This is a genomic window from Legionella nautarum, from assembly GCF_001467895.1.
Lineage (GTDB): Bacteria > Pseudomonadota > Gammaproteobacteria > Legionellales > Legionellaceae > Tatlockia > Tatlockia nautarum.
In genome coordinates this window covers 80,532-106,810 of record NZ_LNYO01000001.1, presented here as the reverse complement: position 1 = coordinate 106,810, position 26,279 = coordinate 80,532, and the positions used below count along the sequence as shown (strand labels likewise).

The following is a 26,279-nucleotide window of genomic DNA, read 5'->3' as shown; positions in this document are numbered from 1 at the left end:
GCTTTGAACATAGTCCAACTCATGCAATAAATGGAGTAGTAAGTGCTTAAACGATTCCGATCCAAGTCTCGTACAGTGCTTGGTATAGATCTTAGTCCAACAGCAATCAAAGTGATTGAAATTTCCCTTCAGGATGCAAAGCCCTGTATTGAAGCCTATGCTTATCACTCTTTCCCATCAAACATAAAAGAGTCTGCGAAAAATGATGAACTCACTGCAGTGCTCAAAAAACTGCTCTTGGGTATCAATTCAACCGCCAAATACGCAGCTATCGCTCTTCCTGACTCGATGGTCATTAGCAAAACTATTCAACTTGTTGCTAGTCTCAACGATTCTGAACGCGAAGAGCTGGCAATCCATGAAGCCAATAAATCACTTTTCTCCTCTGAAGAAATTAGTATTGATTTCACCGTATTGGGTGCGAGTAGTGAATTTGCCGGGATGCTTGATATTTTACTGGTCATTTCCAAAGCGGAAAACATTAATAAGCCTGTCAAAGCGATTAGAAATGCGGGTGTAGAAGTCAAAGTGGTTGAGCTTGAGTCGCATGCCCTTGCTCGCGCTATAGGGCGATTAATAAGTCAAAATAAAGTCATTGGCATTATTGACCTAGGCTATCAACTCATCCGTTTATGTTTCATTAATAATGAAAGGATCCTCTACACACGTGAAGAAGAAGTATTTGGAAATCAACAATTCTTTGATGTATTTCAACAGACTTCTCTAGCTCAAAGCGCTAGGCAAAATACTCTGTTAGATAGGGAGTCTGAGTTGATCGTGTTGCATATTAAACGAAATTTACAGTTTTTCTTTGCAAATTCTCACCATGAGAATGTTGAACAGATTTATTTGGTCGGAGAGAGGTCAAATTTAGTTCAATTATCTAAACTCATCCAAGAAGCAGTAAAAATCTCCACTCAAGTTGCTAATCCCTTAAATGGATTGATTGTCGCTAAGGATCTCAATGTAGAAGAACTTACCCAGCTTGGCCCATCCTTTTCGGTCGCTATAGGTTTAGCTTTGAGGGCAATCGCATGTTAGTTGAAATTAATTTATTACCCTGGCGTCAGATAAAACGTAATGAAGAAAAAAAGAAATTCATTCTCATTCTTGGGCTTGGATTTTTACTCATTATCCTCCTTTGTGTATTGCTGCATGGTGGTATGGCTTCGTTAACTCAGGGTCAGAATGATCGGATTCAACGTCTTAAAGAAGAAATTATCTTGGTGAATGGGCGAATAACGAGAATCGAACAAATCAAAAAACGGAAAGAAGAATTAATTAAGCGAATATTTTTTTTACAAAATATACAAAATGATGGTTATTTAATTATTCATCTATTTGATGAGTTGACTAAGTTAATTCCTCAGGATGCCTTTCTCAATCGAATGCAGCGAAATGGTGAAAAGGTGGTTTTGCAAGGTATTGCTGAATTCAATGAAAAAATAACCAGTTTGATGCGCAATATTAAACGGAATCCTTGGATGGAAAAACCGAGTCTTATTGAGATTAAAAAGGCTGAAAATTCCAATCAAAAAGTTTTTAACCTTAGTTTTATTCTCAAAACAAATTTTAATAAGAAATTCGCCAATGAATAAATTGATTTATAGCAAAATAAATTGGGAATCCTTCAACCGATTATCAGTGAGACAGCAGTATGGCTTACTTGTTTTCATGTTAATCTTTGGTGTTTGGATAAGCTATTGGTTTATTTTAAGATCAGATATATATCAATATAAAAGTTTATTGATTGAAGAAAATAATTTGCGAATCGAGTTTGAGAGAAAACAAAGAAAATCCAATTTGCTTTCTTATAAAAAACAATTTCAATCCTTAAAAAAATGTTATAAAGAAAAATTGAAAATAGTGACAAATAAAGATGAGGTTTATAATTTATTAAATGACATCTCAAAAGTAGGATCTGAGTCTGGTCTTGTCATGGAGCTTTTTTCTCCTCGATTAGTTGAGTCGAAGAATTTTCTTAGTGAAATTAGGGTTAGCATGGTAATGATTGGCGAGTATCAACAATTATCACTATTTTTAAGTCGAATTTTGCAGTTTAACCGGTTAATAAAATTCTGTGATTTTGATCTAAAAAAATTATCTTTTGATGAGTACAAAAATAGTATTAAGAAAGAATCAAAATCCTTATTGCGCATGACAATGAGAGCAAAAATTTATCAACACAAAAATAATAACTATTATGAATAAATGGATGATATGCCTTTGTTTTTTATTAAAATTAACGAGCTCTAATGCGGCTGTAGATACTCTAAGTTTTTATTTAAGCAAGATTAAAAATCAGTTACAGCAACCTGCTGATTCTATTCCTCAGCTTAAAAGGTTGCCTCGTTTTTTTTACCCTAAAAAACATCCTAACAGTGATCCTTTTGTAGCAAAATTGCCTCGCCATGAAACGAAAATTATTTTTTCTAAAGATAAACAATTATTACAGTCATCTTCTATGGAGTCTATTCGCTATAACGGGATGTTGAAACAGGATTCTTTTTTATGGGCAATTATAAGTTGGCCGAATGGAGAATTATCATTCGTAGGCTTGGGCGGTTATTTAGGAAAAAATAACTGGAAAGTTATCGAGATTAGAGAAGATTCACTTCTTATGGAAGAGAAAACTCTTGTTGCAGGTCGATGGATAAAACAAGTCAAAGCACTTCATTTTGGATAGATTGAAGTGATGAAATGGGCAATTTAGGAGTGGATTTTGGACAAAATTATCTTGGCACTCGTACTATTTATGAGTAGTGGTCATTTGTTTGCCAAGAATAATGGCTTCGATCAAATGAAAACCAAGGCTGTTCAACAAGAAAATAAAATAGAAAGAGTTGAGTCGCCGCCTTTTAAACAAAAAACTTTTAATGGTAAAACTATCTCTCTGAATTTTCAAAATATTAAGCTAAGAGCTCTTCTGCAATTAATGGCTAATTTTACTGGAATAAACATAGTAGTCAGTGATAAAGTAGGCGGTAATATTAGCTTGCGTTTGCACGATATTCCCTGGGATCAGGCGTTGGACATTATTCTTGCAGCCAGATCTTTAACTAAACGGAAAATGGGCAATGTGATGCTGATAGCTCCGGTTGATGAAATCATCGAGTTTGAAAAAAAAGAATTTAGTGTAGAGAACGATTTAAGTAGTTTAGTGCCTCTGCGAATAGAGTTATTGCAAATTAACTATGCAAAAGCGACTGATATTGCTAATTTATTAAGAGATCAAAATGCTAAACTGTTATCCTCACGCGGGAGCCTAAGTGTGGACCCGAGAACTAATACGATTTGGATACAGGATGCTCAGTCTCAGCTTGAAAAAGTAAGAGAATTTGTAAGGCGCCTTGATGTACCAGTGAAACAAGTTTTAATTGAAGCTCGTATAGTTAATGCGTCGAAAGATTTTGTGAGAGACTTAGGTATCCGCTTTGGTATCTCCAGGCCCCATCACTTAATGGGTCGATTAAGAGATAGCAAGCAAATAGTGGAAACGAGTGATTCGCAGGAGAATTATCCTCTATCTGAGCGTTTAAATCTCGACCTCGCTGCGGTGCCTTTTTCAGCATCACCAGCATCTGTAGGCATTGCTTTAGCTAAATTAGGCAATGGGATACTGCTTGATTTAGAGCTTTCGGCACTTGAGAGTGAAGGAAAAGGAGAAATAATTGCTAATCCAAGACTGATAACAACCAACCAACAAGCAGCTGTTATTGAGTCAGGAGAGGAAATACCATACCAAGAAGCAACCTTAAGCGGAGCAACTGCTATTTCATTTAAAAAAGCGGTACTCAGCTTAAAAGTGACACCACAAATTACTCCAGATAGTAAGATTTTGATGGATATCCATATCAATCAAGATCTTCCGTCTGTAAAAATATTTAATGGGGTTCCTTCTATTTTAACAAAGGAAATTCAAACAAGCGTCTTAATAAATGATGGACAAACGATTGTTTTAGGAGGTATTTATAAACAAGATAAATACAAAGCGCTCAATCGTGTACCTTTCCTAGGAGAGTTGCCTGTTGTAGGGCAATTATTTAGAAATAATACGACAGTAGTTAAAAATGAGGAGTTGCTCATTTTCATTACTCCTAGGATAATAACAAACAACTTGTCAGGAATAACAAAAGAAGGACGAAGGCAAGCGTTTGCAGGAGGTGTAGAGTTGGACAAGTTTGGTAAGCCATTGGGATCAATTCATTAGCTAGACAAAAGATCCTTAAAGCTACCATGTTAATCAAACTTGGGGTCGATTTCCCAATGTTACAGTGAAAAAGGGGTATGTAATTAAAAATGAGCATAGTTAAAGTACGCAATATATTTCTAATAGGGCCGATGGGAGCAGGTAAGAGTACAATAGGCCGTACTTTGGCAAAGGAGCTTAAGCTTGAGTTCTTTGATTCAGACGAAGTGATCGAAGAGCGTGCAGGGGCAGATATTTCCTGGATTTTTGATATCGAAGGTGAGGAGGGATTTCGTCGTCGCGAGCAGAAAGTGATTGATGAATTAACCCAAAAAAGCAATATTGTTTTAGCCACAGGTGGTGGGGTAGTGATGACTCCTGAAAATCGCAATGCTCTTGCCGGCCGTGGTACGGTTATTTATCTCAAAACCTCTTTACAGCAACAATATGAGCGAACCAAACGTGATACCAAACGTCCACTACTACAAACAGATGATTTAGAGGGACGTCTGGAAATGCTGCGTGATGAGCGAGAACCCTTTTATGATGAGTTGGCTGATATCAGTTTTGAAACAGACAAATTAACTGTTAAGGCAGTGGCTAATAATATTATTAAATACATCTATGGCGAAATTTGAACTAGACCAAGAATTAATTGTCCGCTTGCCTGGACATGACTATCCCATTCTTATTGGGTATCATGCTTTAGAAGACGAGGAACTGCTTCGTCGTAATGTATTGTCTAAGCAAGTCCTGATAGTGACCAATACTACGATCGCTCCGCTTTATCTAAGGTATGTGCAATCGGCTTTTGCTGATCGACAATGTGATGCTGTTATCCTGGAAGATGGTGAAGCGTTTAAAAATCAACAGAGTTTATTTAAGATTTATGACAGCCTAATAGCCAAACAACATCATCGTGATACTACCTTAATCGCTTTGGGAGGAGGAGTAATTGGTGATATTACTGGCTTTGCCGCATCAACTTATCAACGAGGCGTACGATTCATACAAATCCCAACTACCTTATTAGCTCAGGTTGATGCCTCCGTGGGTGGAAAAACAGCGATCAATCATCCCAAAGCAAAAAATATGATCGGTTGTTTTCATCAACCCCACGCAGTAATTATCGATTTAAACAGTTTGCATACTCTGCCTTCACGAGAATTTCGTGCAGGTCTGGCTGAAGTTATCAAATATGCTGTATTGGTTGGAGGCGAATTCTTTGACCTCGTTTACTCTGCATTAGAAGAAGGATTAGATGCAAACCACGCTAAGAAATTGCCGGCAATTATTGGCAAGAGCTGCCAAATTAAAGCTGAGATTGTAGAAGCTGATGAGCGAGAAACAGGACAACGAGCATTATTAAATTTGGGACATACTTTTGCCCATGCATTAGAAGCTTATACGCATTATAATCGTTGGTTGCACGGGGAAGCAGTTGCGATTGGGATTTATTGTGCAGCGTTACTTTCTTATCAGCTCGGACAAATTGATGAAAAAGAATTACATTTGGTTGATAAAATGCTCATGATGGCTAAATTACCATGCAGAATCCCCGCTGATATTGACCTTAATGAGCTACGTGCATTAATGTCTCAAGATAAAAAGATAAAAGATAAGAGTTTGCGCTTTATATTAATGAGAGCAGTTGGAAATTGTTATATCGAGAATAAAGTGTCGGAAGACAGTTTACTTTTGTCATTGCAAACTGCAGTCGAAGGAGATTAATTATGCAAAATGAGGCAATTGAGCCAGGCATCAAGGAGGGAATCAATCCAGTTGCCAAACAAATTTTTAAGCCCAGCTCTTGGCTTACAAAGATCGATTATATTAATCACCTCGTCTTATTTAATAATGTATTGATAGCCGTTTTGGCGGAGCAGGGCGCAGGTAAATCGACTTTTGCTGAAGTGTTGCAATCCAGTTTAGATTCACAAATTAAAACGCATGTGGTGAAAGCGGTAGCCCCTTTTTCTCAATCTGATTTTTTAACGCAGTTGGATACAGTTTTTCATTTTCGCATGGATACAGAAATCAGCCTTGCGAAGTTGGTTAATCAAATTAACGAGCGAAAAGCGCAGGTCTTGATTATTATTGACGATGCACAACATTTACCTGATTCATTCTTACAGGAGGTTTTGTTTGAATTAAAGCATCAGGGCGAGAGTGGTTTTTTCCATCTTTGCCTAGTCTCTGGTTTTTCGTTGGTCGCAAGCTTAAATAAATTAGAACCCAATTTAATTCATACTTTAGAGCCAGGTGCTTTAACCGAAGTGGAGACAAAAACTTATCTATTAAATTCTTTACCCCCGCTCAAAGCATTAGATAAAACAATGACCGAAAAACGCTTAGAGCAGTTTTATCAGATGACTGGTGGGAGTATTGCAAGAATTAATAATCAAATGAAAGATTATTTTTGCCCTGAACCCATTAAATCAGCAGATAGACGTAAGTCTTTTGTTAGAAATTTGGGGTTTCTGGCTACTGCAGGAATTGCTTTAATGGCTTCATCCTATATATGGCAAAATCAATTTTTGCCGTCATCGTCTACCAATGCATTAGAAGAGCTTGAATATAAAATAAGCGAACCAGTGGCTGAAATCAGCCAACCCTTGCCTTCCTTAGTGCCGCTTATTCCTGTATTAGAAAAAGAGCCTGTCTTGGTTAGCCAGCTACCCGATATTAATCATGAATTAGCTAGCCGACCCAGTCAGATACCAGGATGGTTAGCTTCGGCAGTGAAACAACAGGTGCAACCTTCGCCAAAACGCATTGTGGATGTAGTCCTTGAAGAGGAATCAGATGACTCATTGGTAGTAAGGGACAGGGTAGTAGTAATCCCTAAGACTTTGCACGCCACAGAAAAAGCAGCAAAACCAGCACCTAAAGTTGCTGCAGCGGCTCAGACTATTCCTAGTAAATTTGGCCAAGCCAGAATGGCTACGGGTAGACAGTTTACTATCCAAGTATTGGCAAGCCGTAAACGCGATGATGTAATGCGTTTTGTTAATAATCATAAAATGGTTGCAAATACGAAAATTCGTTTAACAAAACGTGATGGTTTGGATTGGTACGTCCTGACGATCGGCGAGTTTGGCCAAATGGATCAGGCTCAAGCTGCAGTTAGAGGTTTACCTGCAGAGCTTGCTAAATTTAATCCTTGGATTAGACCTGTTGCACAGCTAAAAGCAGTGGGTTAGGCGCTGCCTTTAGGATAAAAACCCCCTTCCGCCTACGTCCCGCGGCTTATCCGCGGGATCCATGGATCTAATGCCAAAGTAAGATCTCTAGATCCCGCGGACAAGCCAGGCGACGTAGGGATGGGGTAAATAGTCAAAAAAATTCTTAAGGCAGCGCTATTAGGCCAAGACCCAACCTACACTAACTTCCATTCAAATGACTGAGCAACCGTCTTCTGTTTCGTCCAAGTTAGATAACCGATGACCGCCATCCCTGTATAGACAAGCATCAATAAGCAATGAAACGGTAATTGCTTATGAAAATACATATAGGCATAGATGCTGTCGGTAACCAGCCAAAAAAACCAAGCAGCAAGTGCTTTATGGCATATGAGCCATTGGGCGGCAAGGCTTAATGAGGTAGTTAGTGCGTCCAATAGAACGATATTGGAGTGGGTAAAGGTCGATAGCAAGATGCTAAAAAGAATAAAACAACTTATAACGGCAATAAGTAGTATAGTCCATTGTCTTTTTGAGAGTTTACGAATGTTTCCTGGCTGTTCGGTTGGTTTTTGCCAGAGATACCAACCATAGCAAGTACTTAAAAAATAAAATAACTCAAGTAACATATCTGCATAGATACCATTTTGCCAATAGAGGACGCTGTTTAAACAAGTAGCCAATAAAGTCATCAGCCAGGCTTTATTATCAAGACGGATAAAATAATAAGTGGATAAAAGTGAAGTGACTGTACCCAGTATATCTAACAACATAGAATTCCCTACAACAGTATGTCCATAATTTTATGGCGAAGCTCAATATCTTAATTTTGGCCGCTTTTTTGCTTTATTTTTTCAGCTAAATCTTAATATAAAAGTCAACAGAATTTATAAATATATTTAGCGTGGTTTGCATTACGTTTGCAGTGAATTTTATAGTAAACTGGTTAATATGGGAAATTAATACGGTTTCCACTAGCCTATACAAGCTTGTTGTATCAAGGAGAGAATCATGTACAAAAAGGTATTATTCGCGACTGATTTCGATGAAGTTGGAATTAAAGCCGCGCATAAAGCAAAAAAAATTGCTGATGAAAATCAGGCTGATTTACTTCTCGTTCATGTGGTTGAGCCTATTCCTGCCTATGCCTATCCTGGATTTGCCGGCTTTGCTGAGGTAGAAGTGTCTATACGTGAGCAGGCTGAAAAAGAATTAGCGGCATTAGCTAAGCAATTAGGTGTTGATGACAAACATTGCATGATTGAATTCGGTTCAACAAAGAATGAAATTCTTCGTGTAGCTCAAGAAAAGAAAATCGATTTGATTGTCACAGGTAGCCATGGAAAGCATGGGCTTGCTTTGCTACTTGGCTCCACTGCCAATGCGATTCTTCATGGCGCAGAATGTGATGTATTAATCGTGCGCCCTCAATAAATGTAGGTTGGGCCTCTTTTGGCCCAAAGCCGTCAGGCTAAGCCTTGTTTAGCTTGTAATTCGATCTTTTAGGCTAAACATCAACCGTTCGGACTGAGTCCTTCGAGAGCCTCAGCTCGAACCGAGGTATCCCCACAAAATGAGGATCTAAGAAATTTGTATTAATTTTATTGCGTTCAGCCTGAGGGGCAAGCAGGGCGTGCGTCTCGAAGTCTGTCCTGAGGCTCTCGAAGGGGCTTTTAGCGACACTTCGAGACAGCGCTGCGCGGCTTCCTCAGTGCGAACGGTATAAACAAAACGATCAATGAACTAAATAGCCTATTTAATTTCGTGGGATACCTCAGAGCCCGAACGGCGTGGTTATGTAGGTTGGGCCAAGAATCAAACGACGCAATCTTTTAGACTATAATTGTCACTAGCAAGTTTAATTTTAGATTACAAAGTCAGAGACTGTGATGACCTATCAACGGATTATGGTTGCAGCAGATGGAAGTGAAGCTTCCAAACTAGCTTTACAAGAAGCGATTCGACTTTCCCAAGATCAAAAAGCCGAAATACGTGTTGTCCATATTGTTGATGAAAATTATGTTAATGCTGCTGAAACTCATATTGATTATGCTACGCTTTGTCAGGCATATCGTGAGGAAGGATTAAAATTTTTAGATAAAATCAGCAAAAAACTGCGTCAAGCAAAAGTCTCCTTCGATTGCCAGCTCATTGAGCTTAAGCCTTTCACAGGAAAAGTAGCTGAAAAAATTGTTAGCGAATCACAAACCTGGCCTGCTGATTTACTTGTTCTTGGAACTCATGGTCGTCGAGGACTTAACCATTTTATTTTAGGTAGCGTAGCAGAAAATGTTATTAGAATAGCGACAACCCCTGTCTTACTCATCAGAGGATAAGCAAGCACTCAGCTAAGGCTTGGAAATACTCCCGAGTTACTCAGCGATGCTCAACAAGAAGATCTATACTTAAAAGTAACTATTTAGTTTGCTGTAAAGAGAAAGCGATGTGTTTATTTACAACGAGTTACAGTTTATTAAAACTGCTTATCTTGCTGCTCTGTTTAGCTGCAGCTACAGCAAGTTATGCAAGATGGGGTTGGGGTGGTAATTCAGTGATTGTGGTTAGTCCTTCGTATGGTGGATATAATAATCCTTATTATCCCTATAACTATCCTTATTATAATTACCCCGGCTATGGTTATAACCCTTATATTCACTATTATACCTGTACTGTTGTTCATCAATGTTATCCCAGTGGGGATTGTAATGAACAACATCAAGTGTGTTACTAAGCAGTGGATTAATTTAGATACTTTATAAACCATGCCTTAGCTAAATTGGCCACGATATCTAGAGCGCCAGTTTCTTCGAAAAGATGTGAGGCGCCGGGTACAATTTCTAATTTTTTAATGGCATGCATCTGTGCCATCGCCGTTTCGTTCATACCAATAACGACCTCATCGTTTCCACCAACAATCAGTAAAGTGGGGGCTTTTAGTCGAGATAAATGCTTGGCTGCTAAATCAGGTCTACCACCACGAGAAACGATGGCTTTGATGAGTTTAACTTCCTGGGCTGCGGCTACAATTGCAGCGCCACCTCCGGTGCTTGCTCCAAAATAGCCTAGATTTAAATGATGAGCACTGAGTGGTTTGGTGCACCAATGGGTTGCATCAATTAAGCGTGAGGCAAGAAAATCAATGTTAAAGCGAAATTCACGCGTAAAATTATCGATAAAATCTTCTTCTGGTGTTAATAGATCAAATAGTAAGGTGGCCAAATTTGCTTTATTCAGCACATGAGCAACATATTGATTGCGTGAACTCAAGCGACTACTGCCACTACCATGTGCAAATAGCACCAGAGCTTTGCATTCCTTGGGTAGATATAAAATCCCATTGAGTTCAGCATGGGCGCTAGGAATAGTAATGGAATGTTCAACATTTGTAGTGAAGTACGGCATAATTGACTATCCTTTAGTTCTTTCTCTAGTACTAACTGGTTGATTCGCCTTTGCCAGCAGCTCAAATACTTCTTCATCGCTTGTTTGATTGAAATCCTCATACCACAAACCGACTGCGTAAAAATTAACTGGTCTTAATGGACAAATTAAGCGATCAACTCGACTTGCTAGATCATCGCAGGTTGCCTTAGCTGCAACAGGCACAGCAATAATGAGGGATGCAGGTTTTTGCTGATGGACTGCTTTAAGTGCGGCCAACATCGATGCACCTGTTGCGATGCCATCGTCAACGAGAATAACCGTCTTCCCTTTGAGCTGCAAAGGAGGGCGCTCTGGACGATAGGCCGATTCGCGACGTTGAAGTTCTTTTTGTTCCGCATGAATTACTTTCTGAATTGACGCTTCACTTAAATGCAACGAGTTGATGATTTCATCATTGAAAACAACCGCACCACCTGTGGCAATGGCTCCCATAGCCAGTTCCTCTTGTCCGGGAACCCCTAGTTTTCTTACGATAAAGAGATCGAGCGGAAGTGAAAGCGCCTTGGCCATCTCATAAGCCACAGGTACACCGCCACGGGGCAAGGCCAATACAATGGTATTAGGGGCATTCGCATAATCTTTTAGTTGCCCGGCTAGAATTGCTCCTGCTTCATAGCGATTAACAAATTTTTCCATGTCATTTTAATCCCTAAAAAATCTGTATTATCCTTATACATTATAGTCCCATTAAAATAAGGACAATTCGATGCGTGCTATGTTAATGGTAAAACCGCTGCAGAAATTGAACTATGTTGAAGTTGAAAAACCTCAACCAACTGCCGATCAAATTCTCATTAAAGTAAGTGCTTGTGGAATTTGTCGAACCGATTTGCATGTGCTGGATGGTGAATTAAAATACCCTAAACTCCCGCTTATTCCAGGGCATCAAATTGTTGGCCGTGTAGAAAAATTCGGTAAAAATGTTAAAGGATTTGCGGTGGGGCAGCGAGTAGGGGTTCCCTGGCTAGGCGGAAGTTGTGGAAACTGTCATTTTTGTTTATCAGGACGTGAAAACCTCTGTGACCAAGCAAAATTTACTGGTTATCAAATTGATGGAGGTTTTGCAGAATATTGTGTTGCAGATCCACGATTTTGTTTTCCAATCCCAGAAGCTTATCCTGATCAGCAGGCTGCTCCTTTGTTTTGTGCAGGTTTAATTGGCTATCGAGCCTTAATGAAGACTGAAAACGCAAAACATCTTGGTTTATATGGGTTTGGTGCCGCGGCACATATTATTATTCAGGTTGCACGCCAGCAGGGGCGCAAAGTCTACGCTTTTACTAGTCCAGGCGATCAGGCAGCCCAGGATTTTGCCTATGAATTAGGTGCAACTTGGGCCGGTAGCTCCGAGCAAAAATCCCCAGAGCTACTAGAAGCTGCTATTATTTTTGCACCAGCAGGCAAACTTGTTCCCTTGGCCTTAAGTAATACAAAAAAGGGCGGTATCGTTGTTTGCGCGGGGATTCATATGAGTGCTATCCCTAGTTTTCCTTATGAACTTCTTTGGGGAGAACGCAGTTTGTGTTCGGTAGCAAATTTAACCAGAAAGGATGGTGAAGCGTTTTTGGCTTTAGCGCCCCAGATTCCTGTAAAAACAGAAATTCATAGCTATTCTTTAACTGAAGTGAATCAAGCTCTTGAGGATCTTCGCTTTGGTCGCTTTACAGGTGCGGCAGTAATTAGGATTTAATCCTCTGATTCTAAAACATTTATTTGATTATAAATTAAACTTTATGACAAAATAGAAAATTACTTGAATAAACCTTTTCTTCAGAAGGGAGTTTTATCATAATAAGCCCGACTTTTACTGCTGAGGATTATTATGAGAAAATCTGTAAGTCTTGCTTTACTATCGATGCTCTGTGTTTCAGCTTCCGGTTTCGCGGAAATCACGTTTAACAAAGCGGCTAGTATTCGTTTCAATACCAAATTAAATCGCTTAGATGCTGTAGCATGCGATAAGACTGCTACTCAATGTATCGCAGTTGGTTTTGGCGCCGAGTATCATTTACATGAGCGCCTGGCTTATGTAAGTCAAGATGGAGGCAAAACTTGGGGAGAGCCAATTCTTTTAGCAGCACCCAAGGAAGAAATTACTCCCATGTTGAGTGATGATCCCAATTTATCAAATATTCACTGCAACGAATCAGGGCAGAGTTGTAAGATAACCAGTTCAGCAGTGATTAATAGAATACCTACACCGATTGTTTATTCTTCTCAAGATGGCGGGCTAAGCTGGAGTGAGCCAAAAATACTGCCATTACCCAAATCAGTCAATAAGAGCCAAATTTATGAGAATGATTCTCTATATACTTCAATTTCATGTGATCAAAATGGAGTTATTTGTACGATTGCCGGAAGCTTAATGGGTGATAAGGAGGCTATACCGTTTATATATTCAACTAATAATGGAGGAGAAACCTGGACCTTATCTAACTCATTAAGAAAGCCATCCTATCAGGCTCCTGATGAATATTTCCATGGAACTATACTCAGCGGTGTTAGCTGCAATTTCTCTGGACGCAATTGTGTGGCTGTTGGTGGTTCAGTGATTTCAACCGGATTTTTCAGCACTTACTACTCCTTAAATCCTATTGCCTATTATACTCAAGATGCTGGGGCCCATTGGAGTAGCCCTATTGTACTCCCTATGAAAGAAACCACCTCTAGCGCAGGCACTTTGGTCGACGTAGCTTGTGACGGCTCAGGAATGCAGTGTATAACTCTTGGCTTTGACTATGATTATTTTACGTCTAATTACCATCCCTATTCTTTTATTACTCGTAATGGAGGATTGGACTGGAGTGATAAGAGTTTTATTACTACTAAACCAGGTAAGCATGGGCTAACCTCCATACATTGTGATGATTCCGGAAAACGTTGCAAAGTAGTTGGATGGACTTGGAAGCGTATCGCTACAATTCCCGTTGTAACTCCTATGCTTTTTACTACGAACGATGCTGGAAAACTTTGGGAAAAAGAAACTTCATTTTCTGTGGAGAGGTCCGCTAAATTCAATGACATTTTCTGTAACAATACAGGTGAAAATTGTATTGTTGTTGGTTCGCAAGTAGAAACAAACAATGCTCAATTGATGAAAAAATTTCTTAAAAAACAAGCGAAATTTAATTTGCATAAACCTCAAAAATTAAGTCAATAATTTTTAGATCGTCGCCCTGCAATGGGGCGGCGATCTGTTGAAATTTTAGTTTAAATCACTAGACAAATGAGTTATTTTTTACCATCATTGTTGGCTCTCAATCAGATAGAAAAATAAAAGGTCAAAAATGATGTGCAAGATAAAAATATTAGTGTTGGTTAGTTTTTTAATGGGCTTAGGCCAGTCAACCATAGCTGCCCAAACTCAAACAAAGAAGACAGAGACAATCGATAGTGCGAATCAAAAAGCTATTTTAGTTTATGTGAATGAATATCGTGCTAAACAGGGTCTAAAACCTCTGAAAATGAATAGCCTTATGTCAGCAGAAGCTGCAAAGCACAGCCGCGATATGGCAAGACATGCAATTCCTTTTGGCCATCAAAATTTCGACAAACGGATCCATCGCCTCTTCGATGCAATTAAACAATGTCAGGGAGGATCGGAGAATGTGGCTTATAATTATAAAGACGCGAAAGATGTCGTGCGTAATTGGCTTACAAGCAGAGGACATCGCAGAAATATTGAAGGAAATTATAATCTCACTGGTATAGGTTTAGCTCGTGATAAAAAAGGAAAACTTTATTTCACGCAAATTTTCCTACGTACAACGAATCCTGCCTATTTGCAGAAATCGAAATCTGTTGGCTAAGGTGTAGTGGGCTCTGGTCTTGGACATCAGGTTAGTATGTTTTTCCCTATTTTATCTGGCTCCGTTCGGACTCTGAGGTATCCCCACAAAATGAGGATCTAAGGAATTTGTATTAATTTTATCCCGTTCGGGCTGAGGAGTATGCATGGCGCGCGTTTCGAAGCCTGTCCTGAGGTTCTCGAGGAGGCCTTTTGCGACACTTCGAGACAGCGCTGCGCGCTTCCTCAGTGTGAACGGATAAACAAAACGATCAATGAACTAAACCGTCTATTTAATGTCGTGGGGATATTTCAGTTCGGATTGATACTCTCGAAGTACTCATCCCGAACGGATCTAGCTAGAAAATCACCCAACCTTAAGAAGTCAATTATTTATTTTCCTCTCTAAGCGATTTAATAATCGCTGGTCTTTTATGAAGTTCTGCAAAATAAGCTGGTAAATGAGCGTATTCGTTAAGATCAATTTTCATGCGCGAAGCCCATGAAAGAATGACAAACAGATAGGCATCAGGCATTGCGAAATGAGCACCGGTTAAAAAATTATTTTTAGCGAGCTGTTTGTCAATATAGTCTAACTTCTTTTTAATAATAGGAATGAAAATTGTTTCTTTCATCTCTGCTGGAATCACTGCACTGAATAAGTTACTGAAACTTTTATGCAATTCAGAAGAAACGTAATTAGACCATGCAAGTACCAAATAGCGATTTAAATCACCTATTGGCGGGCAAAGTTGAGTGGCTTTATATTCATCGACTAGGTACTGTTGAATAACAATATTTTCGGTAATAATTTGTTTATTATCCAACTCTAAAGCGGGTACTGCACCTTTAGGATTAATAGAAAAATAATCCTTATTTTTCTCTGTTTTTTTAGTTTTCAAATCAACAGATTCATACTCGCAGTCAAGGCCAATTTCGTTGATAAGGATGTGAACAACTAACGAACAAGCGCCTTTAGAATAATATAATTTCATGCCTCTTTCCTTAGTGGTTGTTTCTTCCCTATTTGTAACGCGACCGACAGCGAACTACAAGTAAGGCTAATTAAATTTTATCTTTTTCAGTGTTTCTATTGAGAAAAAGAGCAATACTCAAAAAGATAAAATACAGCAGAGCAACCAAAGCGCAGAAAAAACCAAACAGAATATTATTGTGTGATTCGTATAAAAGGTTGGCTATTTCTATCCCAATCGCCTGCGAGCACATGCCAATCATACTCATTAAGGCCGAGGTTGTTCCTTTACCGATCGGGGTGCAGAACAGAATGAAACGGTTTAGCGGTGCTCCAGCGATGCCCAGGCCAAAAAAATAAATAATAAGACCTGGTAATAGCCAGATAAAATAGTGGTTGATGGCTAATGGTAAAAGGAAGCTAACAAGTAAACCAATGCCTATGATTGCGGAACCGAAACGGAGAATTTTTTTAACGGTACCGCGATGTGTTAAACGCTGGAGGACCCAGTTACCAAAAATACTGGCTGTAAATAAGGGAATTTGCCATAAACCATATTGAATAACGGATAATTTTGCATTGGCGATTAAGATCACAGGTGAGAGGGCAATCCAAGCAATACATGGCAATCCCATTAATCCTAGCGCAATGGATCCCAACATAAATGAAGGGTTAATAAGTAAATTTTTATAATTGGTTAAAACGGTTCTTGGTGATAAGGAAATACGTATAATTTGTTCACCGTTGCGTTTGGTTTGACCAATAGGCTCGGGCATAAACTGCCACAAGCCCCAGAGTGCTAGAAGGGCAAAGAGGCCAATAATGACAAAAATTAAGCGCCAACTGAAATAATGAATAAAGGCTGCCCCAAGTAAGGGACCTAGCAAAGGTGCGATAGTAGACACATTTGCCATGATGGAAATCAAGCGAATTGCATCCATCTCTGCAAAAATTTCTTGCAAAGTTGCATAGCCGATAACGCCGATAAAACATAAGCCCATACCTTGAAAAAAGCGGGCGATTAAAAAATATTCCATCGAATTTGAGCAAGCAATGGCGATGGTACACAATAAAAAAAGCACGGCGCCGGCAAGCATAACGGGTCTGCGTCCATAGCTATCGGAAAGGGGGCCAAGAAATAATTGTAAGCTCGCTCCTCCAAGAATATAAGCAGTTAAAGAGGTGGCAACCGCCGTTTCAGAACCATGAAAGGATTCGACTACTTTAATCATGCCAGGCATGATCATATCGTTGGCTATGTAGGTAAGAAACTCATATAGAACTAAAAAGCAGGCGAAAACCAGGGCTTGTTTGCGGGTAATATTAATAAGTGGTTGAGCCATGGTTGTTCTCGGGAGTGGAGCCAATGGGTATTGAAATTTTTTTTCTAGTATACCTGAAAAATTACTAAGCTGCTTAGTTTATGATCTTAATTTATAAATACCAAGCATCGGAATAATTAATCATCTTTCTCTTTCTTGTCGCGTTTGAACCAATTAATTAATAATGGCCAAAAAGCAACGATAAACACGATCAAAGTGAAAAGCAAAACAGCAACAACCATTTTGAAAATATTAAAATTAAGAGCATTACGCGATACAAACAAGCTTGTTATCGATCCTGATATAACGAGAAATATTCTGACAAGCCATCCTAGCATTTAATTCTCCTGATTGAGTAGAGTAAAAGCAGTCGCCATTTCTCCCTGTCCTTTAAGCATTTTTTTTGCAGAAATGTTAATTAGGTACTTGTAAATGAAACTTTTGTTTTGAACTACTCATTAATGAAATCTGTCGCAAATCAAGTCTAGCAATAATTGTCATCATGGTCGTATTGTTAATTTTGCGTTGTTTTCTAAGCGAACGTAGTTCTTGCCTTGCTCCTTCTAGAGCGATAAGGCGTAAATGATTTTCAAACTCTATTGCTTTTATACTTGCTAATTTCTCAGTTTCAGCACCAATATTTGAAACAATGTATTGGTTAAGACCGACTATAAGCGAGTTACCCACTTGCATACAAATCGTAGCATCTTGCTGATCAGCGTTCGCACAGAAGATCTTCATCTGATTTTCAATGGCCTGAATTCCTGCTTGAGCAGCTGCGATAAGTGCTTCATTTTCTTCATTGTTAGGTGGTGTATTAATGAGTGTATTAAGCCCAGGTAGGACCATGGGAAGAGCGATTGTGCTGATGAGTAATGAGCAAAGGACAACACCAACAACTAAAATAATCAGAAGATCGCGCTCGGGAAAAGGCGTACCATCTGTCATTAAAATTGGCAAAGATAAGATAGCAGCTAAGGCAATCGCACCTCGTACACCACCTAGCGAGATAACAGCTACCATTCTTAAATTGGGCCACCGCCAAGGAGTATGCCTGCGCCGGGCAATTAAAACCTCAAGGGGAATAGTCAAATAAATCCACAATGCACGTAGAAAGGCAAGTGTTAGACTGATAAGGGCAATAATTTTCGCACAGTCGGATAGGCTATAGCCTGTATTAGCCAGTAATTGCAGCGCGTGAGGTAAATATAACCCTAAAAGTATAAAGATAAGTCCGTTTAAAGTGATATCTAACATTCCCCAGACAAAATGACCTTCGGTGCGCATCCTTGCCATGGTTCTATCTAAAAAACCGGCTTTATCAATAGAAAAGCCAGCGGAAACTGCAGCAAGTATTCCTGAAAATCCTAATTTTTCTGCCGCAAGGTAGGCAGTAAAAGGAAGTAGAAGTAAGAGTAAATTTTCTGTTGTGGTTTCATGCTCGTTTTTCACGGTTAATTGTCCTAGAACCGCAATAAAAAGATAAGTTAGAATTGCGCCAATAATCATGCCGCCAAAACCAATGAGAAACAAACCAATTAACGCTTTACTCATCGAAAAAACACCTGTAAGCATCGCGGCGACTGCAAATTTGAATGAAACTAATCCTGAGGCATCATTTAAAAGGGCTTCACCTTGTAAAATATGCATAATTCGCTCTGGCATACGGACTTTTGCAGTCATTGATCTGAGCGCAACTGCGTCAGTAGGAGAGAGGGCTGCTGCTAAAGCAAAGGCTGCTGGCAAAGGAATGGTCGGTATTAACCAATGCACCAAAAAACCTACCCCTCCCACAGTAAAAAAAACGAGGCCAATCGATAACGTAATGATCATTCTTGTATTTAACAAAAACTCACGCTTAGGAAAACGCCAACTGTCGCTAAAAAGTAAAGGGGGAATGAACAATAACATAAATAGTTCATGGTTGAACCCAAGGTGGAAATTTGGGAAAAAGAGCGCAATAAGAGCTCCTAAAGTCACTTGAATAATTGGCGTCGGTAATGAGGGTATAAACCGGGAAATAACGCCGGATATAACCATTAAAAGCAAAAGGATTAAGCAAACTATTGCAGCTTCCATGATTAGGGTTACTCCAGGAATAGTTAAAGAGCCGGGGGGCTGGATTAAAATAAACTTCTTTAATAATATTCTTTAATAAAAATTGCAATAGGACTCAAAATTTAAGATGAGTTTAATTATCAAATGAATTTTTGAGGCCAAGGCCCCAACTCCCGAAGAATTGACCTACAGCCTATCTAGGGTAACCCCAGTTTTATAGAATAAAGTTGTTATCTGGTTTCTAGCAGGTTATTCTTATATCCCCCAAATCATGGGAATCCTAGTTGTATTAAGGTGTTTTATGGAAGATAGAGGTAGATTCATGCAATTTGCTTTCCTATTTATTTGTTCTAGCATAGCTTTACTCACAAGTTGTAGCAATGAACAATCCAAAATAGTTAAAGCAGCACCAGAAGTAGGTGTAGTCACGCTTAAAACAGAAAAACTTACTCTAACGACTGAATTACCAGGCAGGACGCATGCCTATCGGGTGGCGGAAGTAAGACCTCAGGTGGGTGGAATTATTTTAAAGCGCCAATTCACCGAGGGTAGTGATGTTCAAGCTGGACAGTCTTTATATCAAATTGATCCTGCTACTTATCAAGCGGCTTATGAGAGTGCTCAGGCTGAGCTTGCTAAGGCTGAAGCCAACGCCGAAATTGCTCATCTAACAGTTAATCGCTACAAGCCTTTGTTAGGAACCAATTATGTGAGTCGTCAAACTTACGACGCTGCCGTTGCTGCTGCAAAACAGAACGACGCTGCAATTATCGCTGCAAAGGCAGTTTTAGAAAATGCACATATTAATCTCCTCTACACTAAGGTGAATTCACCCATTACCGGACGTATTGGGAGATCGGGTGTAACAGAGGGCGCTTTAGTTACAGCAAATCAACCTATGGCCTTAGCTTCTATACAGCAACTTGATCCGATTTATGTGGATGTTACACAATCCTCGACTGATTTTTTGCGATTAAAACGAGAATTAGCAAAAGGCTCACTGACCAAAGGCGCAGATAGCGTTGCCGTTCAGTTGTTTCTTGAAGATGGTAGTTTATATTCCCAAAAGGGAACCCTACAGTTTTCAGATGTGACTGTCGATGAAGCAACCGGTTCAATCACCTTGCGAGCAATTTTCCCTAATCAGAATCTTGAATTATTGCCCGGTATGTTTGTGCGCGCACGAATTATTGAAGGGGTAAAAGAGCAAGCTATTTTAGCACCGCAACAAGGAATTACCCGTAACGCGAAAGGTGAAGCCACTGCCTTAGTTGTTGATGCTCAAGGCAAGGTAGCAATGCGTACCTTGGTGACGGGGCAAGCTATACGCGATAAATGGGTTGTTGTGAGCGGCTTGAATGCTGGCGATAAAGTAGTGGTTACTGGCCAGCTAAAAATACGACCTGGTGCTGTGGTCAGTGCGGTTGAAGCCGAAGACAGTTTGCAAGATATGGCTGCAGGGGACAAATCTGAGCCTAGTCCTCAAAAGAGTAGTTAAATCATGTCTGATTTTTTTATAGATAGACCAATCTTTGCTTGGGTTCTGGCTATCCTTGTAATGCTAGGCGGCGCTTTAGCACTTTTAAAATTGCCTGTTGCTCAATATCCTTCAGTTGCGCCTCCTGCAGTAGCAATTACGGCAATGTATCCAGGTGCGGATGCACAAACTGTTCAAGATACGGTTACGCAAATTATTGAACAAAACATGAGCGGAATTGATAATCTCATGTATATGTCTTCGCAAAGCGATTCTTCTGGAACAGTGACTATTAAACTTACTTTTGATTCTAAGGCTAATGCTGATATCGCTCAGGTGCAGGTGCAAAATAAATTACAATTGGCAATGCCGTTATTACCCCAAGAGGTACAACAGCAAGGAATAAGTGTAAAAAAATCCAGTAGCAGTTTTCTTTTAGTGTTAGGCGCCGTGTCTGAAAATGGCACGATGGATCAGTACGATTTAGCGGATTATGTTGCGTCAAATATCAAAGATTCTATTAGCCGCTTAAATGGGGTAGGGGATGTACAACTTTTTGGATCCCAGTATTCCATGCGAATCTGGCTGGATCCAAATAAGTTGAATAATTATCAATTACAGCCTTCTGATATTATTTATGCAATTAAAGCACAAAATAATCAAATTGCTGCGGGGCAATTAGGGGGGACACCGGCCGTCACTGGACAACAATTAAACGCCTCCATCATAGCCCAAACACGTCTAAAATCGCCTGATGAATTTGGAAAAATATTACTCAAAGTTAATCCCGATGGTTCGCAAGTGCGCTTACGTGATGTTGCACGAGTTGAACTTGGTGGCGAAAATTATGATGTCATTGCGCGTTATAATGGCAAACCAGCAGCCGGTTTAGGTATCAAGTTGGCTGTTGGCGCCAATGCCTTAAATACAGCGGCGGCTGTGAAAGCTGCTATTGCCAATATGGAGCCTTTTTTTCCTCCTGATTTCAAAATTGTATACCCTTATGATACGACACCCTTTGTGAAACTTTCGATTCATGAAGTGGTGAAAACGCTCTGCGAAGCAATTATTCTTGTCTTCCTCGTGATGTACTTATTTTTGCAAAATATTAGAGCAACACTTATTCCTACTATTGCTGTTCCCATCGTATTGTTAGGTACCTTCGCTATCCTATCTATTTTAGGTTTCTCTATTAATACACTTACCATGTTTGGGATGGTGCTTGCTATTGGTTTGTTGGTAGACGATGCGATTGTCGTTGTTGAAAACGTTGAGCGAGTGATGGTGGAGGAAAATCTGGGGCCGAAAGAAGCAACACGTCGTTCAATGGGGCAAATTCAGGGCGCTCTCGTGGGTATTGCCATGGTCCTTTCTGCGGTATTTATTCCGATGGCTTTTTTTGGTGGTTCAACAGGCGTCATCTACCGTCAGTTTTCGGTGACGATCGTGTCGGCAATGGCTCTTTCAGTTTTAGTTGCACTCGTTCTAACGCCTGCTTTATGTGCATCTATCTTAAAACCTCCCACCGTAGCTGAACAGGTGAAGACCGGTTTTTTTGGCTGGTTCAATCGTGGTTTTGATAGTGCTACCCATCTTTACCACGATACCGTCGAAAAACTTCTACGTAAAACAGGACGCTATCTTCTCATTTATTTACTAATTGTTTTAGGGATGGGTTATCTGTTTTTAACTTTGCCGACCTCTTTTTTGCCCGAAGAAGATCAAGGTCTTGTTTTAACCATGATGCAATTGCCTGCAGGAGCGACTCAAGAGCGTACCCAAAAAGTTGCGGATCAAATTTATCGTTATTATGCGACCAAAGAAAAAGATAATGTCGTGTCTACCTTCACTGTTGTCGGCTTTGGTTTTAATGGTCGTGGCCAAAATTCGGGTATTGCGTTTAGTACCTTAAAAAGTTGGGATGAACGCAAAGGAGCCGAGAATAAGGCTCCTGCAATTATCGGAAGAGCGATGGGGGAATTTTCCCATATCAAAGATGGTTTGGTTTTCGCTTTTAACTTGCCTGCGATTATTGAATTGGGAACTGCAAGTGGTTTTGATTTTCAATTAGTGGATAAGGCTAATATCGGTCATGAAAAATTAACGGAAGCGCGTAATCAATTATTAGAGATGGTCGCTCAACACCCAGATACCCTTATGCGTGTTAGACCCAATGGTTTGGAGGATACGCCGCAGTTCAAATTAGCCATTGACCAAGAAAAAGCGAATGCTTTAGGGGTTGCCATTACTGATATTAATCAAACAATTTCTATCGCTTTAGGCAGTACTTATGTGAATGATTTTATTGATCGCGGCCGTGTAAAAAAAGTATACGTACAGGGTGCCGCCCCTTATCGAATGCTGCCTGATGACAGTAAATCCTGGTTTGTGAGAGGGGATAAGGGACAAATGGTTCCTTTTTCTGCTTTTGGTTCAACCTATTGGAGATATGGTTCACCGCGTTTAGAACGTTACAATGGTCTACCCTCGATGGAAATTTTGGGGGAGGCGGCTATGGGGAAAAGTAGTGGTGAGGCAATGCGGTTGATGGCCTCATTAGCAGACAAGTTACCTCCAGGTGTAGGCTATGACTGGACTGGAATGTCCTATCAAGAACGTTTGTCTGGCGATCAAGCGCCGGCATTATATGCAATTTCCTTGCTAGTTGTTTTCCTCTGTTTGGCTGCGTTATATGAAAGTTGGTCAATTCCGTTTTCAGTCATGCTGGTTGTCCCGCTTGGTGTTATTGGTGCTTTATTAGCGGCAAGCCTGCGCAGTATGAATAATGATGTCTATTTCCAAGTAGGACTGTTAACAACGATTGGTTTATCAGCAAAAAATGCGATTTTAATTGTTGAATTTGCCAAGGATTTGATCGTGAAAGAAAACAAAGGACTGATTGAAGCGACCCTTGAAGCAGTCCGCATGCGCTTGCGCCCGATATTAATGACTTCCATCGCGTTCATTTTTGGCGTTCTTCCGTTGGTAATAAGTACCGGTGCCGGTTCAGGTGCGCAAAATGCGGTAGGTACTGGAGTTGCTGGAGGCATGCTCACAGCAACAGTTCTAGCCATCTTTTTTGTGCCAATTTTCTTTGTTGTGGTTCGCAGACGCTTTAGCAGTAAATAACATGTTGCTGCAAGGTTATAGTAGGTTGGGCCAAGGCTCAAATACGCACAAGAAATCATATTAGTGTATAATTAATTTTCATTATTAGACCACGGGAAAATATGCTTGCAGATATGAAGCTTGAGCTTTTTCAAGCAATCAAAGAGGATGATTTAGAACGGCTACAAGAGTTACTTGAAGAGTATCCTCATTTAGTCTATTCAAAAACTGATGAGGGAAATAATCTTTTACACTGTTTATATGCCATGGACCAAGCGGGCTCTTCTATTTTAGCGTGGCTGCGCCATAAAGCACCTGAACTTGAAGAAGAAACCAACAAAAACGATGAAACTCCCTGGGATATCCATAAAAAAGTTCAAGCTATTTTTTCAAGCCCTTCTTATGAAGTTTCTGCAGAAGTTGTAGATAGATATACCGATATTTTACGGGCTGTGGATGTGACTTCGGCTAGAGTCGTGGTTAATTATCTAACGCAAATGACAGGACAGAGTCCGGTAGATCATAATCAAGTTTATGCAGCAGCCTTTCATGAAATGATTGATAATTTATTAATGAGGCAAGTTCACCTTAAGCAATATATTAGCGTTCTGACAGAAATAGCTGAAAATTCTAATGATGAAGACGCGATTGTATTTTTGACTATTATTTCTTATGTTAATTTTCGCTTGCGATTACAAAAAGAGGAGAAAAAATTAGAAGATTTAATGCTCCTTAAGCATGCTAATGAAAGATATATAGAGCTTAACGAAAGAAATATTGAATATGTATCAAAAAAAATTCAAGAAAACGGTCTGAAAGATGTATTCAAAAAACTATATCAACTGAAGGTTGAAAAAGAACTATTTTCTGATTTTATTGAGAATAACCACCCAAGAAATTGGAGTTTATTTTTAGAAAAAGAACGGGATTTTAGATACTGGTTTGAAGTATATGAAAGATACAAAAACAATAAAAAAAGTCTCAGTAAAGAAACAAAAGAAGTTGATTTAAAATTACAAAATTTTGCAACTGTTCGCCAAAATTTATTAGAGGCTAAAGAAGATTTTACTCAATTCATCGTAAAGACGATGGAAACTAGAGATGAAGAATCTAAATCGTTTCTAATGGGATATATGTTAAATGCATCTGTATTTAAACTTCATGAGTTTCAATTAAGAATGGATGTATTTTATGCTTCTCATCTACAAGAATTCCTTAAAAATGAAGAAACACTCAAAGAAATAGCTAACAAACTGCATAAGAGAATCTTAAATAATCTTGTTTATCAGTGGGTTGAGCAAATTCCTTTAGAAGTTTGGGATAAAGATTTAACTTTTTTTGCGCGATTTCATGCGATTGCTTATCAAATTGATGATCTTAATCAGAGAGCTGAGGTCTATGAATTAATAGACCTGGTTACCTCGCTTAATACTGAAGAGGGATCAGCCAAGGAAAAAGAGGAATTTATCTATCACTGGTTGGAAACTAATTTTAATCTCTCTAGGGAGGAAATCCAAAAGCAAGGCAGCGATATTTCAGAACTAATCATTGCCATTATCAGCGAAACAATTCGTTCAGAATCTATTTTATATTTTCAAAATACAATAAAGAAAGAACTGGTTCGCTTACATAATTTAAATGAAGTTTTTTCTCCTTTTGTTTACAGGGGATATGATGAGAGGATGACTAGAGAAAAAAGAGTAAAATTGATGAGGCGCGGCATTGATTTTGATCCGAGTGAAGGAGGGGTAGCGGTTAACTTAGGAGGCGAACAGGCTACTACTAGCCAATCAGCTAATTTTACAATTAGTAAGCTAACCACCCCTGATCAATTCAGTCAGCATACTGGAGGGCAAGAGACAATTCCTTATCATACTGGATTTGCTGGGGATAATATTTCGTTTACTGAACTGCTCACCTGTGCTGCTTATTATGCAAGTCATGAAGGCTGTATCAGTATTGCTTTTAACACAGTTAGTGTTGATTTGGATCTGTATTTGATGCATGTAAGAAATCAGAGAATACATGATCAATTCAACATAAAAAGAGATTTGCGTGAGAAAGTTACCAAGAATTTAGGAGTGGAATCTTATGTTTGTAATTTTCAAATTATACGAATTACCGAGTTAGAGGAGTATAAAGCCCCCCCCTATGTAAGGTATGAAATTACTGACCCTATTTTTTCTGAAGACTTCAAAAGAGGTTTATTGCCTTTATCTGTGGCAAGAGATGAAGAAGGTTTTTATCAAATTCCATTTTTTCTGATCAATGCCTGTGTGAATATTCTTGCTGGCGAACCTAAACGATTTTTCTTTGAGGTCGCTTCTGATCAAAAAACAGCGGTATTAAGGCTTATTGAGCAGGTTGATGGGGTTGAAACGGTGTTATTTAGTACAGATAATGAATTTGATAATCCGCAATACCGAGATAAGATTGCTAATCAACCTATTTATAATTACGTGTTTTCCTACCAGTTTCAGTACAAACTAAAGCGTAGGGATAGGCTTGGTTTTATAGAATATGTCCTCATGGAGCAGCGTCGTGTTGGTGAGCACTCGCCTGTTGCAGCTGAGCATGAGAGGGATGAGCAAGTTAACCGTGTTCAATGGCATCATCGCGGTGTTTTAGGAAGACATTCTCTCTTTACTCCAGATAGTTCTGACAGTACTAGTAAGAAAGACGATAATCAATCTGAAAAAGGTCATGAGGACAAAAAGGGCAATTCTCTTTCATCCTAAT

The 26,279-nt window shown here is 39.3% G+C and carries 23 protein-coding genes and 1 pseudogene; 17 read left to right on the top strand and 7 right to left on the bottom strand.

Annotated features, from left to right (window positions below):
* The first annotated feature begins 42 nt into the window (after positions 1 to 42).
* The 8 genes and pseudogenes from pilM (at position 43) to Lnau_RS00430 (ending at position 7,392) form a co-directional block, all read left to right on the top strand.
* Complete coding sequence (gene pilM, locus Lnau_RS00465) at positions 43 to 1,041, top strand: type IV pilus biogenesis protein PilM (RefSeq protein ID WP_058503182.1); 999 nt, start codon at positions 43 to 45, stop codon at positions 1,039 to 1,041.
* Positions 1,035 to 1,598 (top strand): PilN domain-containing protein, encoded by a 564-nt coding sequence (locus tag Lnau_RS00460; RefSeq protein WP_058503181.1) that lies wholly within the window; start codon positions 1,035 to 1,037, stop codon positions 1,596 to 1,598. Before pilM ends, Lnau_RS00460 begins: the two co-directional genes overlap by 7 nt.
* The gene (locus tag Lnau_RS00455; RefSeq protein ID WP_058503180.1) at positions 1,591 to 2,211 is read left to right on the top strand and encodes a type IV pilus inner membrane component PilO; all 621 of its coding nucleotides are present in this window, start codon (positions 1,591 to 1,593) and stop codon (positions 2,209 to 2,211) included. Before Lnau_RS00460 ends, Lnau_RS00455 begins: the two co-directional genes overlap by 8 nt.
* The gene (locus Lnau_RS00450) at positions 2,204 to 2,686 is read left to right on the top strand and encodes a pilus assembly protein PilP (protein WP_058503179.1); all 483 of its coding nucleotides are present in this window, start codon (positions 2,204 to 2,206) and stop codon (positions 2,684 to 2,686) included. The genes Lnau_RS00455 and Lnau_RS00450 overlap by 8 nt, the downstream gene beginning before the upstream one ends.
* 183 nt (positions 2,687 to 2,869) lie before the next feature.
* A pseudogene (locus Lnau_RS00445) lies at positions 2,870 to 4,210 on the top strand (type IV pilus secretin PilQ); the annotation flags it as partial.
* An 89-nt stretch (positions 4,211 to 4,299) separates the two neighbouring features.
* Positions 4,300 to 4,827, top strand: coding sequence for a shikimate kinase AroK (gene aroK, locus Lnau_RS00440; RefSeq protein WP_058503177.1), 528 nt, complete (start codon positions 4,300 to 4,302; stop codon positions 4,825 to 4,827).
* Positions 4,814 to 5,920, top strand: coding sequence for a 3-dehydroquinate synthase (aroB, locus tag Lnau_RS00435; RefSeq protein ID WP_058503176.1), 1,107 nt, complete (start codon positions 4,814 to 4,816; stop codon positions 5,918 to 5,920). The genes aroK and aroB overlap by 14 nt, the downstream gene beginning before the upstream one ends.
* A gap of 2 nt (positions 5,921 to 5,922) precedes the next feature.
* On the top strand, positions 5,923 to 7,392 hold the full coding sequence (locus Lnau_RS00430; protein ID WP_058503175.1) for an AAA family ATPase: 1,470 nt from the start codon (positions 5,923 to 5,925) through the stop codon (positions 7,390 to 7,392).
* Between the two features lie 176 nt (positions 7,393 to 7,568).
* Here the strand turns inward: Lnau_RS00430 and pnuC are convergent, their stop codons facing one another.
* The gene (gene pnuC / locus Lnau_RS00425; RefSeq protein ID WP_058503174.1) at positions 7,569 to 8,144 is read right to left on the bottom strand and encodes a nicotinamide riboside transporter PnuC; all 576 of its coding nucleotides are present in this window, start codon (positions 8,142 to 8,144) and stop codon (positions 7,569 to 7,571) included.
* 238 nt (positions 8,145 to 8,382) lie between these two features.
* On the opposite strand from pnuC, the gene Lnau_RS00420 reads away from it, so the two are divergent.
* The 3 genes from Lnau_RS00420 (at position 8,383) to Lnau_RS00410 (ending at position 10,102) form a co-directional block, all read left to right on the top strand.
* On the top strand, positions 8,383 to 8,805 hold the full coding sequence (locus Lnau_RS00420; RefSeq protein WP_058503173.1) for a universal stress protein: 423 nt from the start codon (positions 8,383 to 8,385) through the stop codon (positions 8,803 to 8,805).
* A gap of 455 nt (positions 8,806 to 9,260) precedes the next feature.
* On the top strand, positions 9,261 to 9,707 hold the full coding sequence (locus Lnau_RS00415) for a universal stress protein (RefSeq protein ID WP_058503172.1): 447 nt from the start codon (positions 9,261 to 9,263) through the stop codon (positions 9,705 to 9,707).
* A gap of 107 nt (positions 9,708 to 9,814) precedes the next feature.
* Positions 9,815 to 10,102, top strand: a complete 288-nt coding sequence (locus tag Lnau_RS00410; protein ID WP_058503171.1) for a hypothetical protein — start codon at positions 9,815 to 9,817, stop codon at positions 10,100 to 10,102.
* Positions 10,103 to 10,110: 8 nt separating this feature from the next.
* Here the strand turns inward: Lnau_RS00410 and Lnau_RS00405 are convergent, their stop codons facing one another.
* Together Lnau_RS00405 and Lnau_RS00400 are read right to left on the bottom strand one after the other, a co-directional pair.
* Positions 10,111 to 10,773: a dienelactone hydrolase family protein gene (locus Lnau_RS00405; RefSeq protein ID WP_058503170.1), complete on the bottom strand. Its 663-nt coding sequence runs from the start codon at positions 10,771 to 10,773 to the stop codon at positions 10,111 to 10,113.
* 6 nt (positions 10,774 to 10,779) lie between these two features.
* Positions 10,780 to 11,451, bottom strand: coding sequence for a phosphoribosyltransferase (locus Lnau_RS00400; protein ID WP_058503169.1), 672 nt, complete (start codon positions 11,449 to 11,451; stop codon positions 10,780 to 10,782).
* Positions 11,452 to 11,521: 70 nt separating this feature from the next.
* On the opposite strand from Lnau_RS00400, the gene Lnau_RS00395 reads away from it, so the two are divergent.
* The 3 genes from Lnau_RS00395 (at position 11,522) to Lnau_RS00385 (ending at position 14,624) form a co-directional block, all read left to right on the top strand.
* Positions 11,522 to 12,505: a zinc-dependent alcohol dehydrogenase family protein gene (locus tag Lnau_RS00395; RefSeq protein WP_058503168.1), complete on the top strand. Its 984-nt coding sequence runs from the start codon at positions 11,522 to 11,524 to the stop codon at positions 12,503 to 12,505.
* Between the two features lie 132 nt (positions 12,506 to 12,637).
* Entirely contained in the window at positions 12,638 to 13,975 is a 1,338-nt protein-coding gene (locus tag Lnau_RS00390; protein WP_058503167.1) for a sialidase family protein, read from the top strand.
* Between the two features lie 127 nt (positions 13,976 to 14,102).
* The gene (locus tag Lnau_RS00385) at positions 14,103 to 14,624 is read left to right on the top strand and encodes a CAP domain-containing protein (protein ID WP_083503732.1); all 522 of its coding nucleotides are present in this window, start codon (positions 14,103 to 14,105) and stop codon (positions 14,622 to 14,624) included.
* 367 nt (positions 14,625 to 14,991) lie between these two features.
* On the opposite strand, the gene gstA is transcribed toward Lnau_RS00385, so the two are convergent.
* The 4 genes from gstA to Lnau_RS00365 all read right to left on the bottom strand — a co-directional run bounded on the left by gstA (position 14,992) and on the right by Lnau_RS00365 (position 18,976).
* Positions 14,992 to 15,597: a glutathione transferase GstA gene (gene gstA, locus Lnau_RS00380; protein WP_058503166.1), complete on the bottom strand. Its 606-nt coding sequence runs from the start codon at positions 15,595 to 15,597 to the stop codon at positions 14,992 to 14,994.
* A gap of 70 nt (positions 15,598 to 15,667) precedes the next feature.
* On the bottom strand, positions 15,668 to 16,918 hold the full coding sequence (locus Lnau_RS00375) for an MFS transporter (RefSeq protein WP_058503165.1): 1,251 nt from the start codon (positions 16,916 to 16,918) through the stop codon (positions 15,668 to 15,670).
* A 116-nt stretch (positions 16,919 to 17,034) separates the two neighbouring features.
* Entirely contained in the window at positions 17,035 to 17,235 is a 201-nt protein-coding gene (locus Lnau_RS00370) for a hypothetical protein (protein ID WP_058503164.1), read from the bottom strand.
* Positions 17,236 to 17,311: 76 nt separating this feature from the next.
* Positions 17,312 to 18,976 (bottom strand): Na+/H+ antiporter, encoded by a 1,665-nt coding sequence (locus tag Lnau_RS00365; RefSeq protein WP_058503163.1) that lies wholly within the window; start codon positions 18,974 to 18,976, stop codon positions 17,312 to 17,314.
* Positions 18,977 to 19,277: 301 nt separating this feature from the next.
* On the opposite strand from Lnau_RS00365, the gene Lnau_RS00360 reads away from it, so the two are divergent.
* The 3 genes from Lnau_RS00360 (at position 19,278) to Lnau_RS00350 (ending at position 26,278) form a co-directional block, all read left to right on the top strand.
* Positions 19,278 to 20,453, top strand: a complete 1,176-nt coding sequence (locus Lnau_RS00360; RefSeq protein ID WP_058503291.1) for an efflux RND transporter periplasmic adaptor subunit — start codon at positions 19,278 to 19,280, stop codon at positions 20,451 to 20,453.
* Positions 20,454 to 20,456: 3 nt separating this feature from the next.
* Complete coding sequence (locus Lnau_RS00355) at positions 20,457 to 23,561, top strand: efflux RND transporter permease subunit (protein WP_058503162.1); 3,105 nt, start codon at positions 20,457 to 20,459, stop codon at positions 23,559 to 23,561.
* A gap of 101 nt (positions 23,562 to 23,662) precedes the next feature.
* On the top strand, positions 23,663 to 26,278 hold the full coding sequence (locus tag Lnau_RS00350; RefSeq protein ID WP_058503161.1) for a hypothetical protein: 2,616 nt from the start codon (positions 23,663 to 23,665) through the stop codon (positions 26,276 to 26,278).
* Position 26,279: the final 1 nt, after the last annotated feature.

What these genes read in the sequence shown, in the direction of transcription:
- Lnau_RS00460 (WP_058503181.1), top strand. Translation starts at nt 1,035, where the DNA reads ATGTTAGTTGAAATTAATTTATTACCCTGGCGTCAGATAAAACGTAAT.
- Lnau_RS00455 (WP_058503180.1), top strand. Translation starts at nt 1,591, where the DNA reads ATGAATAAATTGATTTATAGCAAAATAAATTGGGAATCCTTCAACCGA.
- Lnau_RS00450 (WP_058503179.1), top strand. Translation starts at nt 2,204, where the DNA reads ATGAATAAATGGATGATATGCCTTTGTTTTTTATTAAAATTAACGAGC.
- aroK (WP_058503177.1), top strand. Translation starts at nt 4,300, where the DNA reads ATGAGCATAGTTAAAGTACGCAATATATTTCTAATAGGGCCGATGGGA.
- aroB (WP_058503176.1), top strand. Translation starts at nt 4,814, where the DNA reads ATGGCGAAATTTGAACTAGACCAAGAATTAATTGTCCGCTTGCCTGGA.
- Lnau_RS00430 (WP_058503175.1), top strand. Translation starts at nt 5,923, where the DNA reads ATGCAAAATGAGGCAATTGAGCCAGGCATCAAGGAGGGAATCAATCCA.
- pnuC (WP_058503174.1), bottom strand. Translation starts at nt 8,144, where the DNA reads ATGTTGTTAGATATACTGGGTACAGTCACTTCACTTTTATCCACTTAT.
- Lnau_RS00420 (WP_058503173.1), top strand. Translation starts at nt 8,383, where the DNA reads ATGTACAAAAAGGTATTATTCGCGACTGATTTCGATGAAGTTGGAATT.
- Lnau_RS00415 (WP_058503172.1), top strand. Translation starts at nt 9,261, where the DNA reads ATGACCTATCAACGGATTATGGTTGCAGCAGATGGAAGTGAAGCTTCC.
- Lnau_RS00410 (WP_058503171.1), top strand. Translation starts at nt 9,815, where the DNA reads ATGTGTTTATTTACAACGAGTTACAGTTTATTAAAACTGCTTATCTTG.
- Lnau_RS00405 (WP_058503170.1), bottom strand. Translation starts at nt 10,773, where the DNA reads ATGCCGTACTTCACTACAAATGTTGAACATTCCATTACTATTCCTAGC.
- Lnau_RS00400 (WP_058503169.1), bottom strand. Translation starts at nt 11,451, where the DNA reads ATGGAAAAATTTGTTAATCGCTATGAAGCAGGAGCAATTCTAGCCGGG.
- Lnau_RS00395 (WP_058503168.1), top strand. Translation starts at nt 11,522, where the DNA reads ATGCGTGCTATGTTAATGGTAAAACCGCTGCAGAAATTGAACTATGTT.
- Lnau_RS00390 (WP_058503167.1), top strand. Translation starts at nt 12,638, where the DNA reads ATGAGAAAATCTGTAAGTCTTGCTTTACTATCGATGCTCTGTGTTTCA.
- Lnau_RS00385 (WP_083503732.1), top strand. Translation starts at nt 14,103, where the DNA reads ATGATGTGCAAGATAAAAATATTAGTGTTGGTTAGTTTTTTAATGGGC.
- gstA (WP_058503166.1), bottom strand. Translation starts at nt 15,597, where the DNA reads ATGAAATTATATTATTCTAAAGGCGCTTGTTCGTTAGTTGTTCACATC.
- Lnau_RS00375 (WP_058503165.1), bottom strand. Translation starts at nt 16,918, where the DNA reads ATGGCTCAACCACTTATTAATATTACCCGCAAACAAGCCCTGGTTTTC.
- Lnau_RS00370 (WP_058503164.1), bottom strand. Translation starts at nt 17,235, where the DNA reads ATGCTAGGATGGCTTGTCAGAATATTTCTCGTTATATCAGGATCGATA.
- Lnau_RS00365 (WP_058503163.1), bottom strand. Translation starts at nt 18,976, where the DNA reads ATGGAAGCTGCAATAGTTTGCTTAATCCTTTTGCTTTTAATGGTTATA.
- Lnau_RS00360 (WP_058503291.1), top strand. Translation starts at nt 19,278, where the DNA reads ATGCAATTTGCTTTCCTATTTATTTGTTCTAGCATAGCTTTACTCACA.
- Lnau_RS00355 (WP_058503162.1), top strand. Translation starts at nt 20,457, where the DNA reads ATGTCTGATTTTTTTATAGATAGACCAATCTTTGCTTGGGTTCTGGCT.
- Lnau_RS00350 (WP_058503161.1), top strand. Translation starts at nt 23,663, where the DNA reads ATGCTTGCAGATATGAAGCTTGAGCTTTTTCAAGCAATCAAAGAGGAT.